Below are 15,640 nucleotides of genomic sequence, written 5' to 3'. Positions count from 1 at the left end.
GCTATAGCTATTCACCGAAACGAGGGAAAGTCGCAGGCTGCGGTCAGTCGCCCGGCCTCATCAGCCACTGCCATACTTCTTGAGAACCGCCTCCGCGAAGTCCGCCGTCTCCGGATGCTTCAGCGCGTGCGCGACAAATGCCTCGAAATAGCCGGCCTTGGAGCCGCAATCGAACTCCTCACCCTCAAACTCATAGGCGTGAAATGACTGGGTCTGCATCAACCTTACCATGGAATCGGTCAGCTGGATCTCACCACCTGCCCCTTTGCCCTGGTCTTCCAGCAGGCCAAAGATTTCAGGTTGCAGGATGTAGCGGCCAGTGATCTTGAGATTGGAAGGTGCGTCTTCACGCGCGGGCTTCTCGACCATGCCTTCCATCTCGATAAGCCGGCCGTCCCGCGACTTCGGTGTGATGACCCCATAGGACGAGACCTGCTCCTCAGGCACCGGATTGACGGCAATGATATTGCCCCCGACCTCGTCATAAGCGGTTACCATCTGCGCCAGCGCCGAGGGCTCTGCGCGAAGGATCACATCGGGCAACAATACGGCAAACGGCTCCTCGCCAATGATGTCCTTTGCGCACCACACGGCATGCCCCAGCCCCAGCGGCGCCTGCTGTCGCGTAAAGCTCGCAGCCCCTGGTGGCAGCTTCGTGCGCTGCAGATCCTTCAGGATATCGGCTTTTGATGATTTCGAAGCGAGCGTCTGCTCCAGCTCATAGGCCTCATCGAAATAGTCTTCGATAGCGTGCTTGCCGCGCCCGGTTACGAAAACGAAGTGCTCGATCCCGGCTGCACGCGCTTCATCAACCACGTATTGCAGTACGGGCTGGTCGACGACTGTCAGCAATTCCTTTGGAATAGATTTTGATGCTGGCAGGACACGGGTTCCATGGCCAGCGACAGGCAGCACGGCTTTTCTGACTCTCATTCGTACTCTTTCGCATTCGACTTCACTTGCCATCATATGGCTCGGTCAGCTGATTGCCAGAGGCAGGACTAGGAAATCGCGTTGAAGACGAAAAAGCCCATAACCATGGTCAGGCCGGAGGCAGTAACGAGCGCTTGAGCGATCTGACGGAGCGTCGAAGAACGCGCTTCCGGGACCAGACGGCTCTCCAGATCATCCTGAAGCTGGCGCGCAGGTGATTGCGATCCATCATGGCGCTCCGGACACGCTGTCTCGGGCCGCGAACTGGTGGCCTCAGTAGGCGCGCTGGCCGTGCCCGCGTGCTCTTGGACTGTCTTGCGCTCTGGACTCATTTCGACGCCTTTCAACGGACTCTCATGTCTCATGAGGCGCCTAATGAACCCCTAAAACCCACCTTCAAATTGAGCGCTTTGCCTGATTGGCCGGAAAACTTGCAGGACAACGACGTAAGCTGTGCCCGTTCGAAGCGCCTCCCCACCGAAGGTTGGGCGGACGTCATCAACAGTATTCGATGCAGACAGCAGAAGTCCGGATAGCCCTAAAGCGTATTTACCGTATGCCCACCATCGACCACGATCGTCGAACCCGTCATATAGCTACCGGCGTCGGAGGCGAGCAGCAGCAGCGCGCCTGAAAGCTCGGCATGCTCACCGAAGCGGCGCATCGGAATCCGCTTTCGCATCTTGTCGCCTGCCTCGCTGTCGAGGAACTCGTCATTGATATTGGTCTTGTAATAGCCCGGCGCGATCGCATTCACGCGAATGCCATACCGCGCCCCTTCCAGCGCCATGACGCGGGTCATGTGATCGACCGCCGCCTTCGACGCTGCATAGGCTGAGATGAAGTATTGCGGCCGCAGCGCGGTAATGGAGGCGATGTTGATGATCGATCCGGGCTTGCCTGCCTCGATCAGCGCATTCGAAGCTGCCTTCGCGACACGCCATACGCCGTCGACATTGGTCTCCATGACAGCGCGCCACTCTTCCTCGGTGATCTTGGTATACCAGTTGTCGCGCGAAATGCCCGAATTGTTGACGATTATATCGGCCGGGCCACCAAACTTGTCCTGAACGGTGGCGAAAGCCGATTCGACGCTTGCCGGATCGGTGACGTCCATCGAAACAGCCAGGGCCTCACCCCCCTGCGATTTGATTTCAGCCGCCAGCGCCTCAAGTTTCTCTATGCGCCGCGCAGCGAGTACAACCCGCGCCCCTGCTTGCGACAGGGCTCTTGCGAAACTTTCACCAAGGCCACCGGACGCACCGGTAACAAGAGCCGTTTTTCCGTTGAGTTTGAACAATTCCATGCCTCGTCTTTCGTCCTGCTATTGCTTTCACGCAAAAATTTTCCGATCACTCGCGCCATGAAGCTGACAATTCTGAAAGAAACAAGTCCGGGAGAGACGCGTGTCGCGGCAACCCCGGAATCGGTGAAGAAGCTTGTCGGCCTCGATCACACCGTCACCATTGAAACTGGTGCGGGTGTGGCTGCAGGCTTTCCGGACAAGGCTTTTTCAGATGAAGGAGCAACTATCGCCAGCTCAGCTGGTGACGCGCTTAAGGGGGCTGATGTCCTCCTGAAGGTTCGCGCGCCAAGTGCACAGGAAGCAACCAGCTATCCTGAAGGGCTGACCGTCATCGCGCTGATGAACCCGTTCGGCATGGGCGACCTTCTGACAGCGTTCAATGGCAAGAAGCTCAACACGCTCGCCATGGAGTTCACACCGCGAATCACCCGCGCCCAGTCCATGGACGCGCTCTCCTCACAATCCAACCTCGCCGGCTACCGCGCCATGATCGAAGGAGCGACCCTTTATGGCCGCGCGCTACCGATGATGATGACAGCAGCTGGCACGGTCGCGCCAGCCAAGGTCTTCGTCATGGGCGCAGGCGTTGCAGGCCTCCAGGCCATCGCAACAGCACGTCGTCTCGGCGGGGTGGTGACAGCGACCGATGTGCGACCGGCGGCTAAGGAACAGGTCGCCTCGCTTGGCGCCAAGTTCATCGCCGTCGAAAATGACGAGTTCAAGGAAGCCGAGACCGCTGGCGGCTACGCCAAGGAAATGTCCGACGACTACAAGCGCCAGCAGTCGGAGCTGACCGCGACCCACATCGCCAAGCAGGACATCGTCATCACAACGGCCCTCATCCCGGGCCGTCCAGCGCCAGAGCTGGTCACCGAAGACATGGTGAAGTCGATGAAGCCCGGTGCTGTCGTCATCGACATGGCGGTCGCCACGGGCGGCAATTGCAAGCTGTCGAAACCTGATGAGGTCGTCGACATTAATGGCGTGAAAGTGGCCGGTTATTCCAACCTGCCCGCGCGCCTGCCGGCCGACACATCCTCGCTTTATGCCAAGAACCTCGTCGCCTTCTTGCCGCTAATCACGGCCGAAGATGGATCCCTCAACCTTGAGACCGATGACGAGATCGTCACGGCAATGATCCTCACCAAGGGCGGCGAAACCGTGAATGAAAGGCTGAAATCATGAAAGCCATCCCAGTAGTTCTCTCGGCACTCGCGCTGGCCCTGCCAGCCCATGCGGCCGAAATCACAAATCTCAACCCGACGGTCTTCCTTGCCGCGATCTTCGCGCTGGCCTGTTTCGTCGGCTATTACGTTGTCTGGTCGGTGACCCCGGCTCTCCACACCCCGCTCATGGCTGTCACCAATGCGATCTCTTCAGTGATCGTGGTCGGTGCGATCGTGGCAGCGGCCTCCTCTGGCCTGATCAATGGCGGCTGGACCGCCAAGATCCTCGGCGGCTTTGCTGTCGCGCTCGCCAGCGTCAACATCTTTGGTGGCTTCATGGTCACCCAGCGGATGCTGGCCATGTACAAGAAGAAGGGGGAGTAAACCTTGCAACAGTTCACCACCACATGGGCCCCGCTTCTCTATCTTGTCGCGGGCATGCTCTTCATCCTGGCGCTTCGCGGGCTCTCCAGCCCTGCCACGGCGCGCAAGGGTAATCGCAATGGCATTATCGGCATGGCGATCGCCGTTGCCACGACCATCGCTCTCCTCTGGCCGCAGCTTGATGTCACCACCTGGGGCATCCTGATCGCAGGTGCAGCCGTCGGCGGCGTCATCGGTGCGATCATCGCCCGCCGCATCCCGATGACGGCGATGCCCCAGCTCGTTGCTGCCTTCCACTCACTGGTCGGCATGGCCGCCGTGCTCGTCGCTGCTGCCGCGCTCTATGCCCCGGCAGAGTTCGGCATTGGTACGGTTGGCAGTATTGCCACCGTCTCGCTGATCGAACTGGCTATCGGCTCGGCCATCGGCGCGCTGACCTTCACAGGCTCGGTGATCGCTTTCGCCAAGCTTAACGGCAACATGTCCGGCTCGCCCATCCTTCTGCCGGCCCGCCACCTGCTCAATATTGGGCTTGCGGCTGCCATAGTCGCGCTTGTTGTTGTGCTGATCCTGTCGAGCGGTGCCGCCACATGGGCCTTCTGGACCCTGACCGTGCTCGCCTTTGTGCTCGGCATCACGCTGATCATCCCGATTGGCGGCGCTGACATGCCGGTCGTCGTCTCGATGCTCAACTCCTATTCGGGTTGGGCTGCAGCGGCGCTCGGCTTCACGCTTGGCAACTTCGCGCTGATCATCACCGGCGCGCTTGTTGGTTCGTCCGGTGCGATCCTTTCTTACATCATGTGCAAGGGCATGAACCGCAGCTTCATCTCGGTCATCCTCGGCGGCTTCGGCGCTGACGATAGCGGCGGCGCCGCAGCAGGCGCAGATGTCGACCGCCCGTTCAAGCAAGGCTCGGCCGACGATGCCGCCTTTATCATGAAGAACGCCTCCAAGGTCATCATCGTGCCGGGCTATGGCATGGCGGTCGCCCAGGCGCAGCACGCGCTGAAAGAGATGGTGGAGCTTCTCAAAGAAGAAGGCGTCGAGGTGAAATACGCGATCCACCCTGTCGCCGGCCGGATGCCTGGCCACATGAACGTCCTCCTCGCTGAGGCGCAGGTGCCGTATGACGAAGTGTTCGAACTGGAAGACATCAATTCCGAGTTCAACACCTCCGACGTCGCCTTCGTGATCGGTGCAAATGACGTCACCAACCCGGCTGCAAAGACCGACCAGGCCTCGCCAATCTACGGCATGCCGGTTCTCAACGTCGAGGATGCTGGTACGGTCCTCTTCATCAAGCGCTCAATGGGCTCCGGCTATGCCGGCATCCAGAACGAGCTCTTCTTCAAGGACAACACCATGATGCTGCTGTCCGACGCCAAGAAGATGGTGGAGAACATCGTGAAGAGTCTCTAGGGCCTTCCAAAATCACCAAAACAAAAGCCCGGCCAAACTGGCCGGGCTTTTTCTTCTTAGTGTCTAATCCGCGAGGCGATACTCAATGGGATAATCCACTCGCCTCCCAATATCTGGACAAGTTCGACCGCACAAATCGGTCACTTTGTATCTAAGATGAGATAGTATCTCCCGCGTAGTTTCACTGAACCGCGGGTCATCACACTCGACGCTAATATCTTGAGCGAAACCATCCTCCCCGACCACGAACGATGTATCGCATGTAGCCTCGCTAAATTCTGGCAGTTTCGGGTACTCAGGCGCAGTCGGATTTTCGATGCCACAGTCGTGAGTGCTATAAATACACAGGCGATCTGCGTCCGGGACCGGAGGGAGATATGGTTCATATTCCCAGTCCTCCGATGAAACCGGATCCTCAATCGTCTCATCACGACCAATTTCCGGCTGAGAGCGCCCGTCCTCACCGGAACACGCGGAAACCGTCATGACTGCCAAGACCGCCAGCGCCTCGGCTCCATATAGGCAACGGAAGATGACCATTTGTATGATATCACATATCTATTTGGAGGCGTCCACTTCCCATCCTGGTAGGGACATCGATCCCACAAAAAAAAGAGCCGCTTTCAAAGCGGCTCTTTTCTGATCTCAATCTTTTCAACAGACCTACTCCCCAAACACTGCCCGCGCTTCCTCCTCGCCCATCATGGCCTGACGGACCTGTGGAATGTTCGGGCCGCCATAGGAGAGGAATTCGTCATGGAATTCCTTCCAGCCTTCGGTGCCCGTCGCGTCCGGATAGTTCACCGCCACCCAGTCATTACGCAGCTTGCGGATCATCAGCTTGCCCATCGTGTAATTGAGATAGGCCGGGTCATACGTGCCGCGCGCGGCCTGCTGCAGCGCGTTACCGCGGTCGATATAGCACTCCTTGCGGAACAGCTCGTAGCTATCATCGATGCTCCAGCCCTGCGTATGCAGGCCAATCGTCGAGAGATAGCGGCAATTGCGCAGCAGCGCGTTCGACAGCTGGCCGATCTTTGTCTCCGGGTCGCCATCATGCAGGCCTGCATCCAGCATCATTTCTTCGGTATAGTGCGCCCAGCCCTCAGCGAAGGCGTAGCCGACAAACATCTGCCCAAAGACCGAGTCAGAGCGGTTGGCATGCAGGAAATTCAGGAAGTGGCCCGGCCAGACTTCGTGGATCGTCGTGCCGAGCAGGTCCATCTTGCCCGGAATGTATTCGGCGCGCGTCGCCTCGTCCCAGCTCGGGTCCGGCGGCGAGATGTAATAGACCGACGGCATGCCTTCTTCGTAAGGCCCCGGAATGGAGATGTAGGCTGAATTCTGGCGGCGATAGGGTGGCGATTCCGCCACCAGCGCTTCCTCAGTGCCCGGAATGGAGACGATGTCCTCATCGATCAGGAACTGCTTCAGCGCAGGCAGCGAGTCGCGCGCTTCCTGAACGGGGCCATTCTCTGGCTTGTTTGCCGCCATCTTGGCCATGCAGTCAGCCATGTTCGCGCCCGGGGCGAACACCGCGCAGGCTTCGGCCAGCGCATCCTGATTGGCCTTCAGGTCAGCCCGGCCGATAGCCTCCAGCTCCTCGAGCGAGATACCGACGCCTTCGGTCAGCGCGATCATGTTAGCGAATTTCTCCGGCCCGAGGGCATAGCCGTCTTCTGTGCCCGGCTCGCTCTCGATATAGTCGGCGACAGAACGCATGGCGGCTGCGGCTTCAGCGACCACAGCGTCATATTCAGCGGTCAGCGCTTCATGCTGAACCTCTGCGAAAGCGTCCCGCGCGCCGGTCTCATAATGGTCGGCAAGCCCGATAAAGCCAGCCGTGCCGAGCTTCACATAGGTCGCCGGCATCGGCAGCTTCAGATTGGCTTTCGCCTGTGCGGCCGCTTCAGGAACGTTCTTTGCGTATTCAATAAACGCTTTCATGCGCGTTTCCGGGTCGGCATAGGGCCGTGCCACATAGACGCTCGGACCAAGTGGGCCGAGATAGAAGCTCGGGTTCAGGTGCGGCTGATCGGCTTCGGTTAGCCAGAACAGCTCGCCCTTCATTGTGTTGATCACGTACTGGCGCTCGAACGCATCCGCTTCACTAAGGCTGGCTGCATCCATCTCTTGCGCCAACTCAATGGCAAACTGGCGAAACAGGATCTGCGCTTCGAGCCCCGCATCGCTCCAGTCCGGTAGCTCTCCGTCAAACTCGTGCCGCCCCTGGCTGACAGCGAAGGTCGGGTTGAGCTCGAAATACCCTTCGAGGAAGCTCTCCATATAGCCGTTCCAGCTCAACCCCTCTGCGTCCAGCTCCGCAAAATCACTCACGCTCGTGAGGATATCTGCCTCGCCAGAAACAGGGGCGCTAGCGGTCTCACCAGCCGCGCCGGTTTCGGGCGTCGCACAGCCAGCAACAACCAGCGTCAGCGCCGAGGCGGCGAACATCAGGGGCTTCAATGTCATGGAGATCTCCTCAATAGGCGGCGCCGCCTGCGCGGCGGCGGTTCATCAGTCTGGATTGGTCGGACATCACCACGTCTGCGCCCGCACCGCAAACACGAAAAAGCCCGGCACTCTGGCCGGGCTCTCTCAATTGGTTTCTAGCGTTTGGGGTCTTCCACATCCGGGTCGACCACCGAATAGGCATCTTCAAGCAAATGCCCATCCGGCTTTTTCTTCATAGCCGAATGGCCTTCTATCGTCTCGCTTGATGCGTCGTCGTGATCGTCATTCGGCACATTCGGAAGGCGTTCATCCTCCATGTCGACGACGAGATCAGTTTCGTGGTCCTGCTGGTCGGCGATAGGCGAGCCGTCCTTGTAGCCGGCAGCCTCTGTCGATTGATCCTCCACATCTTCGCCCTTGCGAAAGCCCTCGCCATAGCCGCGTTGGCGTTCGACTTCTTCAACTCTCTGGTGGTCGCGCTCACTCATCGCGGGTCTCCTTCGTGATTGTTCACTAAAGGAACGGGCAAGCAGTGAGCGCGGTTCCACTATCTAGCGCGTATGCGCAGGCCCAAAGAGAACAGCATTCACCAGAAGCAGGTTCAGTCCGTCGAGATAGGCCCGAGTAACCGGGCTCTGCGTGAAAGCGATCACCATGCCGGAGCCGTGCTGCTCTGCCATCAAGTACGGTTTATAAGCGAGCTGCGCCCGGTTCTCTTCCCAGAGATAGCCGCTCGCGACGAGCTCATCGGCCGCCGCGTAGCGGAATACGTTGGCACCATCAGCCTCGTTCAACGGCCGGTAGATCGTCGATCCCTGATAGAGCGCCACCGCATTCTCATAGCCGGACGACAGCCAGTGATCGGTATCCGCAATTACATTGGCGAGCACACCCGGCACACTGTCAGGACGTGCCTTTTGATCGGCAGTGACCGTTTCATAGTCGGCGTCGCTCTCGATCAACGTCCCGGAGGCAGGTGTTTCCTCGTCATCACTGCGCTTTTCCTCTTCGGCGAGATAGGCCGTCTCAGCGCGCGCAGAGAGCAGCTTATCATCGCCACTGGTCAACGCCCCAAGCGCACCCTCGAACCCGATCAAGACACCGCCATTGCGGGTGAAGGTCGCGATAGCGGACTTCCCACCCGCACCAAGCTCACTTTCAAAGCCCCAACCGGCATCCGGCAGGATCAGCACGTCATATCGTCCAAGATCGGCGCGTGAGAGCGTGCCGACCCGGATCGGCGCGACCGGAATGCCAAGCTCACGCTCAAGCACATAGCGCGCCGCGCCAGCGTCGGTCGGACTCGTCCCTTCTCCCCAGGCCATGGCGACTTTCGGCATGGTAAGGGCCACGAACTTGTCGCTGCCATAGTTCGGGCCGTCCTCGACCCAGCTGGACTGCAGCGCCACATATTCAGCGCCAATCTCCGTCGCCAAACCATTCAGCGTGGTTGCGAAATCGCTGTCATTTGCCGCCAGCGGAAAAACCACCGAGCCGCGTGGATATTCGCGGCCATTGACCGTGAACGCCTCAGTTGTCGCCCGCCCCGTCAGGCCTGCATCCAGCGCGCCGAGCACCAGCTTTGCCTGTGCCGCATCACTCCACGGCACGACATAGCCATAAGCGGCACCAGACGCCGTTAGTGCCGTAACGGGATCGTCGGCGCTGACCCGGCTTGCATCGGAGAGATTGACCTGCCCGCAGGCGCGGCTCGTCACATCTTCCATCAGCGGCATCGACCAGGCCGTCACATCATAAAGTTCATGATTGAGCCCCCGGTCGCGGCGCGACTCCTGCTCATCGACAAAGTCCTCCGGCAGATTGGTTTCCTGGCTCAGCAGCGTCGTGATTCGCTTGCCGGATGGCTGGGCACGGTCGACGACCAGCGCCCCATCGGAATAGCGCACGCCGCAGACCTGGGCGCCCTCACCTAGGCGCTGAACCACAATGTCCTGCGCCGCCAGCTTGCGGCCAAGCTGCTCGGCCTGCCAGCGGCGGTCGGAAAGATCGAACACGAAGTATCGGTCACTTGCGCCCCGCGCTTCGGTGACCGCTTCACGCCGGTACGAGGCGAAATCATTCAGAAACAGCGACTGGTTGTTCGCGACCACTTCAGCCGTCGACAGCGTCGCAACGAAGTGTTGCTCCACCCCCTGCTTGTAGGTCAGCACATCGCCGGTGGACCGCTCATAGGAGAGCCCGCGCGCCGAGCCCTGCTCATAGGTCATCGCAATCGCGCCGCCGAGCGTTGGCCACATGTCGCCATAGCCCGGATAGAAAGCGTCAAAGACCTCACGGGTGAAATAGTCATAGCCGCGCTGATCGAACCAGCGGGCATGGTTACGCCCGATCAGGACCTGCTTTTCCTTCTGGGTCTCGGTGATGTTCGGATTGAACGGGTCAGCCGCCGGCGCAAAGAAGTACGTCTCATCCCCGCCCATCTCATGCGCATCAACAACGACCACCGGATGCCATTCCAGCATGCTCGCCACGCGGCCCCGCGTTTCGGGCTGGGACAGCGTGAACCAGTCGCGGTTCATGTCGAACAGATAGTGATTGAACCGCCCGCCGGGCCAGGGCTCATCATGTTCGGCGGTATAGCGGTCGGCAAATGGCTCGATCCCGCGCGCCGCTTCAAACGCATTGGTAAAACGCGCGCGCCCGTCCGGGTTCTGCATCGGATCAATCACAACAACTGTGTTCGACAGGATCGCATCGACCGTCTGGTCGCCCTCTGCAGCCAGCAGGTGATAGGCGAGCGCAAGTCCCGCATCCGTGCTCGAAATCTCGTTGCCGTGCACCCCATAGGACAGCCACACAACCGCTGGCGTCTCATTGATCAGCGAGCTGCGCTCGCCTGCCGACAGCTCACCCGAAGCCAGCCGCGCCATGTTCGATTTGATCTCATCAAGGCGCGCCATATTTTGGGCCGACGAAATCACGCCATAGACAAGCTCACGGCCTTCCCAGCTTTCGGCATAGCGGGTCACCGTCATCCGGTCCGGCGCCGACTCGGCCAGCGCTTCCATATAGTCCAGCGCTTCAGTCACCGTGGAGATCTCGTCACCCGGCGCATGCCCGGCCACCTCTTCCAGTGTCGGAATGGCAGGATCCGTCTCTACGTTGAGGAAAGACTGCGCGTCGGCGTGCGCCCCTATAATGGCGGTACACATTCCCGCTGCGGCTACGACCCAAGTCTTCATATCTGCCTCCCCGGCACTCATGCCTGTGTTTACGTTTGCAGCTAAAGCGAAGCGCCGCGCCGCCTTCAAGTCACATCGGCTTCAATTACCGGCGCGCGCTGCGATTGCACGAATCTCGCCATTAAGCGTCCTGCGCCTCAACCGGCTCGCCGGATGGACTTGCCGCGCCAACTTGTGCGAAACCCGCCTCCAGACTGTTGCAATTGCAAAGGCCCGTCATGACCGCCGATCTCGATCATCTCAAAACCATCGAACAGCGCCTGCTCTGGCTCTCTGCCTGGACGGTCCACAACGCCAATAATATCCGGAAGAAGGAAGAGGGCGGCATCAAGGTTGGCGGCCACCAGGCCTCCTGCGCGTCGATGGTGCCGATCATGACGGCGCTCTATTTCAACACGCTGAAGCCCGAAGACCGCGTCGCGGTCAAACCGCACGCCTCGCCTGTCTTCCATGCCATGCAATACCTGATGGGCAACCAGACGCGCGAGAAGCTGGAAACCTTCCGCGGCTGGGGCGGCGCGCAATCCTATCCGAGCCGCACCAAGGACACCGACGATGTCGACTTCTCGACCGGCTCGGTCGGCCTCGGCGTCGCGGCGACCGCCTTCAACTCTCTGGTACAGGACTATATCGCCGCCAAGAACTGGCTGGGCGACAAGCCCCTCGGCCGTCAGGTTGCCCTCGTCGGAGACGCCGAGCTTGACGAAGGCAATGTCTATGAATGCCTGCAGGAAGGCTGGAAGCACGATCTTCGCAATACCTGGTGGATCATCGACTATAATCGCCAGAGCCTCGACGGCGTCGTCCATGAAGGCCTCTGGGAAAAGATCGACGCCATCTTCAAGGCATTTGGCTGGCGCACCGTTGTCCTCCGCCACGGCGTCCTTCAGCGCGAGGCATTCGAGGAGCCGGGCGGCGAAGCCCTGAAGGAATGGATCCAGAACTGCCCGAACATGGATTACTCGGCGCTGACCTACAAAGGCGGCAAAGCCTGGCGCAAGCGGCTGATGAACGACATTGGCGACCAGGGTGAGGTCTCGCAGCTCCTCGACAAGCGCTCGGATGAAGAGCTGGACGCCCTGATGAACAATCTCGGCGGCCAGTGCCTCGCCACCCTTACCGAAGCCTTCGACAACGTCACCGACGACAAGCCGACCGTCTTCCTCGCCTATACGATCAAGGGCTGGCAAACCCCGCTCGCCGGTCACAAGGACAATCATGGCGGCTTCATGAACAACCCCCAATTCGCCGACTTCCAGAAACGCATGGGCGTGCCGGAAGGCGAGGAATGGGACAAGTTCGCCACCGTGGACGACCAAGCCAGCCTCCAGAAATTCCTCGACCAGGTTCCCTTCTTCGCAGAGGGCACACGCCGCTATTCCGCGCCTGAGATCAAATCCCCCGGTCCCGTCTGGCTCGATGACCGCGAACTTGCGACGCAGGCCGGCTTCGGCAAGATCCTCGACGGCCTCGCCCGCGGCACCTCGGACCTCGCCGACCATATCGTCACCATGTCGCCGGACGTGACCAGCTCGACCAACCTCACCGGCTGGGTCAATCGCCGCTCGCTCTTTGCCCGGCGCGAGGTCTCGGACACCTTCAAGGAACAGTCCATCCCGTCCGCCCAGAAGTGGGAGTTCTCACCAGATGGCCAGCATTTCGAGCTCGGCATTGCAGAGATGAACCTCTTCCTCCTGCTCGGTCAGGCAGGCCTTGCCCATAGCCATTTCGGCGAGCGCCTCATCCCGATCGGCACCCTGTACGATCCGTTCATCGCGCGCGGCCTCGATGCCCTGAATTATGCCTGCTACCAAGACGCCCGGTTCATCGTGGCCGGCACTCCATCCGGCATCACGCTCGCCCCCGAAGGCGGCGCCCACCAGTCGGTCGGCACACAGCTTATCGGCATGAGCCAGGACGGCCTCGTCAGCTTCGAACCCGCCTTCCTCGATGAGCTTTCCATCATCATGGACTGGAGCTTCGACTACCTGCAGCGCTCCGGCGAGAACGACCCGGACGAGCGCACCTGGTTGCGCGATGAGACCGGCGGCTCGGTCTACCTTCGCCTCTCCACCCGCCCAATCGAACAGCTTGGCCCCCGCAACCGCGACGATGCAGAGTTCCGGCGCGGCGTTGTCGACGGCGCCTACTGGTTGCGTGAACCCGGCCCAAACTGCGAAGTCGTCATCGCCTATCAGGGCGTCATCGCGCCCGAAGCCATCGAAGCGGCGGGCCGCATCGGCAATGACCGCCGCGACATCGGCGTCCTCGCCGTGACCTCCGCAGACCGGCTCAACTCAGGTTGGACCGCTGCCCGCCGCGCCCGCGCCCGCGGCCACACCAGCGCCGTCAGCCAGATCGAGCGTCTGATGGCAAAAGTCCCGCGAGACGCAACCCTCATCACCGTCACCGATGGGCATCCGGCAACCCTTGCCTGGATCGGCTCCGTCGCCGGCCACATGACCGCCCCGCTCGGGGTCGAACACTTCGGCCAGACCGGCACCATCCCCGACCTCCACAAACACTACCAGATCGACACCGACGCGATTGTGAACGCCGCAAACCATTTGAGTGCGGGGCGCAGGATCAGGCTATCAAAGCCCTGACACCCAAAGCCCGTCATCCCGGTTTCCGCAAAGCGGAAGACCGGGACCCAGTTGGCTAGAAACTCAGACGTACGCCACCATTCAGGATGAACCCGTCATTGCGCGACCAGATATCCGTCGTCCACTGACCGCTCGGCGCACGGGCACGCCGCAGGAGGGGGTCTTCCTTGGTCTGACGCACATCAAGCAAGTTCTCCGCATTCACGAACCAGCTCGCCGGGCCGGTGGTGATCTCCGCCAGAATACCAAGATGCAGATAGGGGTCGCTTTCCGTGCGATACGGATTGCCTTCCAGTCTCTGCTCTCCTGTATAATAGGCCTCAAAGCCGAGACGCCCGCGGCCATGCTGCTCCCACATTGCCACAAAGCCAGCTGAATGGCGCGGCGTGAGCGGAATCTCCTGTCGCCCTGCGCCCGGCCCCGCCGGTTCGCTCGCATCAAGATAAAGATAGCTGCCCGTCAGCTTCCAGTCGCCGAGATAGTAACGCAGCAGCAATTCGGAGCCGCGTATCTCCGTCGTCCCATCCTGATTGACCAGACGGACCCTGTCCGGCGTGCCGCCCGGGATAGATGAAAAAGCTTCCAGCTCGGTCACGCCATCCACATCAGAGGCGAACAGCGTCAGGCTCGTCTCGACCGGACCTTGCCTATAGCCGACATCCAACGATGCCGTCTGCGCGGTCTCTTCTTCAAGACCCGACAGCGGCTCCAGCCGTGAAAGACCCGCCGCTTCGATCTCTTCGACGAAGGGCGTCGGCGCATAATAGCCTTCGCCGACCGAGCCGCGGATCGTCCAGTTTCCCGGACGATACAGAACCGAAAGCCGCGGGCTGAACTGCGTCCCGAAGGCGCTATGATCGTCCAGCCGCCCGCTCAGCGAAACCGCCAGCAGCTCACTGAAATCATGGTCGACCTGCGCGAACACGCCCGGCACATCATAGTCATAGTCGAAGGCCGGAAAGGTGTCTGAGCTGAAGCTATCGGTCTGCAACGCGGCTCCCAGAACCCAGTTGGTCCGGTCGCCCTGCCAGGTCAGAGAGGTTTCGGCTAGATAGCTTTCATGCTGATCATCCTCCAGCACCGTACCAAACCGGTGTTCGTGGTCCTGGACCATGGCCGATCCGCGAAAATGCAGCGACATCGCATCCGACAGCGGCCGCTCCGCGATCAGCCCGGCATCCAGCCGCTCAGTATCCTGATCCTGCGCGAAGGGCCGGCCGTTCGGCACTGTTCGCCCCGGCAAGGTCCCACCCTCTCGCTGCTCTGTCATGTACCCAAGCGTCGCATAGACAGACGAGCCGTCCGTCCCATCCCAGAAGACGCGCGGACGCGCGGTCCAGCGCTCATAGCCGGCCATGTCGATCCAGCCATCATCGTCAAAATCGCGAACGCTCTGGCGGTGCGCACCCGCCGTCAGTGAAACGCCGACCGTGTCTGACAGGGGCGTCGCGCCATAGGCTGTAATGTCCTGACCATCTTCGGTCGTCAGGTTCAAAAGCACCTCGCCCTCCGCCTCGTCGCCCGGACGCCGCGAAACAAGGTTGATCACACCGCCCAGCGCTGAGCCGCCATAAAGAGAGGACGCAGAGCCCTTGATGATCTCTACCTGTGCCAGATCGGTCGGCGGAATCTGCAGCAAGCCGAGCGAAGCGGCCTGCCCGCCATAAAGCGGCAGACCATCGGCCAGCAGCTGCGTATAACGTCCATAAAGACCCTGAATGCGGATATTGGCCGCGCCCAGCGCGGGCGATGTTGTCTGGACCCGGATGCCGCCGGTTTCCGCAACCAGCATGGATATGTTGCCTGGCCGCATCGCCGCCTTCTCGCCGATCTCCTCACGATTGATCACCTCGACCCGGATCGGCTCGTCCTGCACACGGCGCCCGGAGCGTGTCGCCTGCACGATCACCGGCGCCAGCGCGCGCTCATGATCATGGTCATGAGCGTGCGGATCGCCTGCCTCGCCGCCATGTTGGCCATTATCGTGGTCGGCCTCGTCATGCGATCCATCTTCATGATCGCTGGCCGGATGCGCGTCCGGCGCATCAGCAAATGCCATCGCGGGATGACCCGCACAAAGCGTCAGGAAGGCTGTCACAGCCGCCCCGTTCAGGAAGAAGTTTTTCATCAGTCGGGTTTCCGTTTCATCCGCGGCCTGCACACCGC

Annotated in this window: 11 protein-coding genes; 4 read left to right on the top strand and 7 right to left on the bottom strand. The window is 60.6% G+C overall.

The window, feature by feature from the left end; genetic code table 11:
- Positions 1-60: 60 nt before the first annotated feature.
- The 3 genes from galU to D1224_RS02655 form a co-directional block, all read right to left on the bottom strand.
- Positions 61-933, bottom strand: coding sequence for a UTP--glucose-1-phosphate uridylyltransferase GalU (galU, locus tag D1224_RS02665; RefSeq protein ID WP_119378383.1), 873 nt, complete (start codon positions 931-933; stop codon positions 61-63).
- A 68-nt stretch (positions 934-1,001) separates the two neighbouring features.
- Entirely contained in the window at positions 1,002-1,298 is a 297-nt protein-coding gene (locus tag D1224_RS02660; RefSeq protein WP_147372308.1) for a hypothetical protein, read from the bottom strand.
- Positions 1,299-1,471: 173 nt separating this feature from the next.
- Positions 1,472-2,239, bottom strand: a complete 768-nt coding sequence (locus D1224_RS02655) for an SDR family NAD(P)-dependent oxidoreductase (protein WP_119378381.1) — start codon at positions 2,237-2,239, stop codon at positions 1,472-1,474.
- Positions 2,240-2,296: 57 nt separating this feature from the next.
- Between D1224_RS02655 and D1224_RS02650 the strand changes: the two genes are divergently transcribed.
- From D1224_RS02650 to D1224_RS02640, 3 genes are read left to right on the top strand one after another with little or no spacing between them, the layout of a single operon-like run.
- Positions 2,297-3,424, top strand: a complete 1,128-nt coding sequence (locus tag D1224_RS02650) for a Re/Si-specific NAD(P)(+) transhydrogenase subunit alpha (RefSeq protein WP_119378437.1) — start codon at positions 2,297-2,299, stop codon at positions 3,422-3,424.
- On the top strand, positions 3,418-3,789 hold the full coding sequence (locus D1224_RS02645) for a proton-translocating transhydrogenase family protein (RefSeq protein WP_407647430.1): 372 nt from the start codon (positions 3,418-3,420) through the stop codon (positions 3,787-3,789). The genes D1224_RS02650 and D1224_RS02645 overlap by 7 nt, the downstream gene beginning before the upstream one ends.
- Positions 3,790-3,843: 54 nt before the next feature.
- Entirely contained in the window at positions 3,844-5,211 is a 1,368-nt protein-coding gene (locus D1224_RS02640) for an NAD(P)(+) transhydrogenase (Re/Si-specific) subunit beta (protein ID WP_233350369.1), read from the top strand.
- A 663-nt stretch (positions 5,212-5,874) separates the two neighbouring features.
- Here D1224_RS02640 and D1224_RS02630 read toward each other — a convergent pair.
- The 3 genes from D1224_RS02630 to D1224_RS02620 form a co-directional block, all read right to left on the bottom strand.
- Positions 5,875-7,683, bottom strand: a complete 1,809-nt coding sequence (locus D1224_RS02630; protein ID WP_119378378.1) for a DUF885 domain-containing protein — start codon at positions 7,681-7,683, stop codon at positions 5,875-5,877.
- Between the two features lie 137 nt (positions 7,684-7,820).
- On the bottom strand, positions 7,821-8,153 hold the full coding sequence (locus tag D1224_RS02625) for a hypothetical protein (protein WP_119378377.1): 333 nt from the start codon (positions 8,151-8,153) through the stop codon (positions 7,821-7,823).
- Between the two features lie 63 nt (positions 8,154-8,216).
- The gene (locus D1224_RS02620; protein WP_119378436.1) at positions 8,217-10,868 is read right to left on the bottom strand and encodes a M14 family metallopeptidase; all 2,652 of its coding nucleotides are present in this window, start codon (positions 10,866-10,868) and stop codon (positions 8,217-8,219) included.
- Between the two features lie 218 nt (positions 10,869-11,086).
- Here D1224_RS02620 and D1224_RS02615 point away from each other — a divergent pair, with 218 nt between their 5' ends.
- Positions 11,087-13,474: a transketolase gene (locus tag D1224_RS02615; RefSeq protein ID WP_119378376.1), complete on the top strand. Its 2,388-nt coding sequence runs from the start codon at positions 11,087-11,089 to the stop codon at positions 13,472-13,474.
- Positions 13,475-13,529: 55 nt separating this feature from the next.
- On the opposite strand, the gene D1224_RS02610 is transcribed toward D1224_RS02615, so the two are convergent.
- Entirely contained in the window at positions 13,530-15,533 is a 2,004-nt protein-coding gene (locus D1224_RS02610) for a TonB-dependent receptor plug domain-containing protein (RefSeq protein WP_182482140.1), read from the bottom strand.
- Between the last annotated feature and the right edge of the window lie 107 nt (positions 15,534-15,640).

The organism is Henriciella barbarensis, assembly GCF_003576345.1.
Lineage (GTDB): Bacteria > Pseudomonadota > Alphaproteobacteria > Caulobacterales > Hyphomonadaceae > Henriciella > Henriciella barbarensis.
This window is presented reverse-complemented; position numbering and strand designations above follow the sequence as displayed.

Bases quoted from the DNA above. Each gene is read 5' to 3' on its own strand.
- D1224_RS02650 (WP_119378437.1), top strand. From the start codon at position 2,297: ATGAAGCTGACAATTCTGAAAGAAACAAGTCCGGGAGAGACGCGTGTC.
- D1224_RS02640 (WP_233350369.1), top strand. From the start codon at position 3,844: ATGCTCTTCATCCTGGCGCTTCGCGGGCTCTCCAGCCCTGCCACGGCG.
- D1224_RS02660 (WP_147372308.1), bottom strand. From the start codon at position 1,298: ATGAGACATGAGAGTCCGTTGAAAGGCGTCGAAATGAGTCCAGAGCGC.
- galU (WP_119378383.1), bottom strand. From the start codon at position 933: ATGAGAGTCAGAAAAGCCGTGCTGCCTGTCGCTGGCCATGGAACCCGT.
- D1224_RS02610 (WP_182482140.1), bottom strand. From the start codon at position 15,533: ATGGCATTTGCTGATGCGCCGGACGCGCATCCGGCCAGCGATCATGAA.
- D1224_RS02630 (WP_119378378.1), bottom strand. From the start codon at position 7,683: ATGACATTGAAGCCCCTGATGTTCGCCGCCTCGGCGCTGACGCTGGTT.
- D1224_RS02615 (WP_119378376.1), top strand. From the start codon at position 11,087: ATGACCGCCGATCTCGATCATCTCAAAACCATCGAACAGCGCCTGCTC.
- D1224_RS02625 (WP_119378377.1), bottom strand. From the start codon at position 8,153: ATGAGTGAGCGCGACCACCAGAGAGTTGAAGAAGTCGAACGCCAACGC.
- D1224_RS02620 (WP_119378436.1), bottom strand. From the start codon at position 10,868: ATGAAGACTTGGGTCGTAGCCGCAGCGGGAATGTGTACCGCCATTATA.
- D1224_RS02655 (WP_119378381.1), bottom strand. From the start codon at position 2,239: ATGGAATTGTTCAAACTCAACGGAAAAACGGCTCTTGTTACCGGTGCG.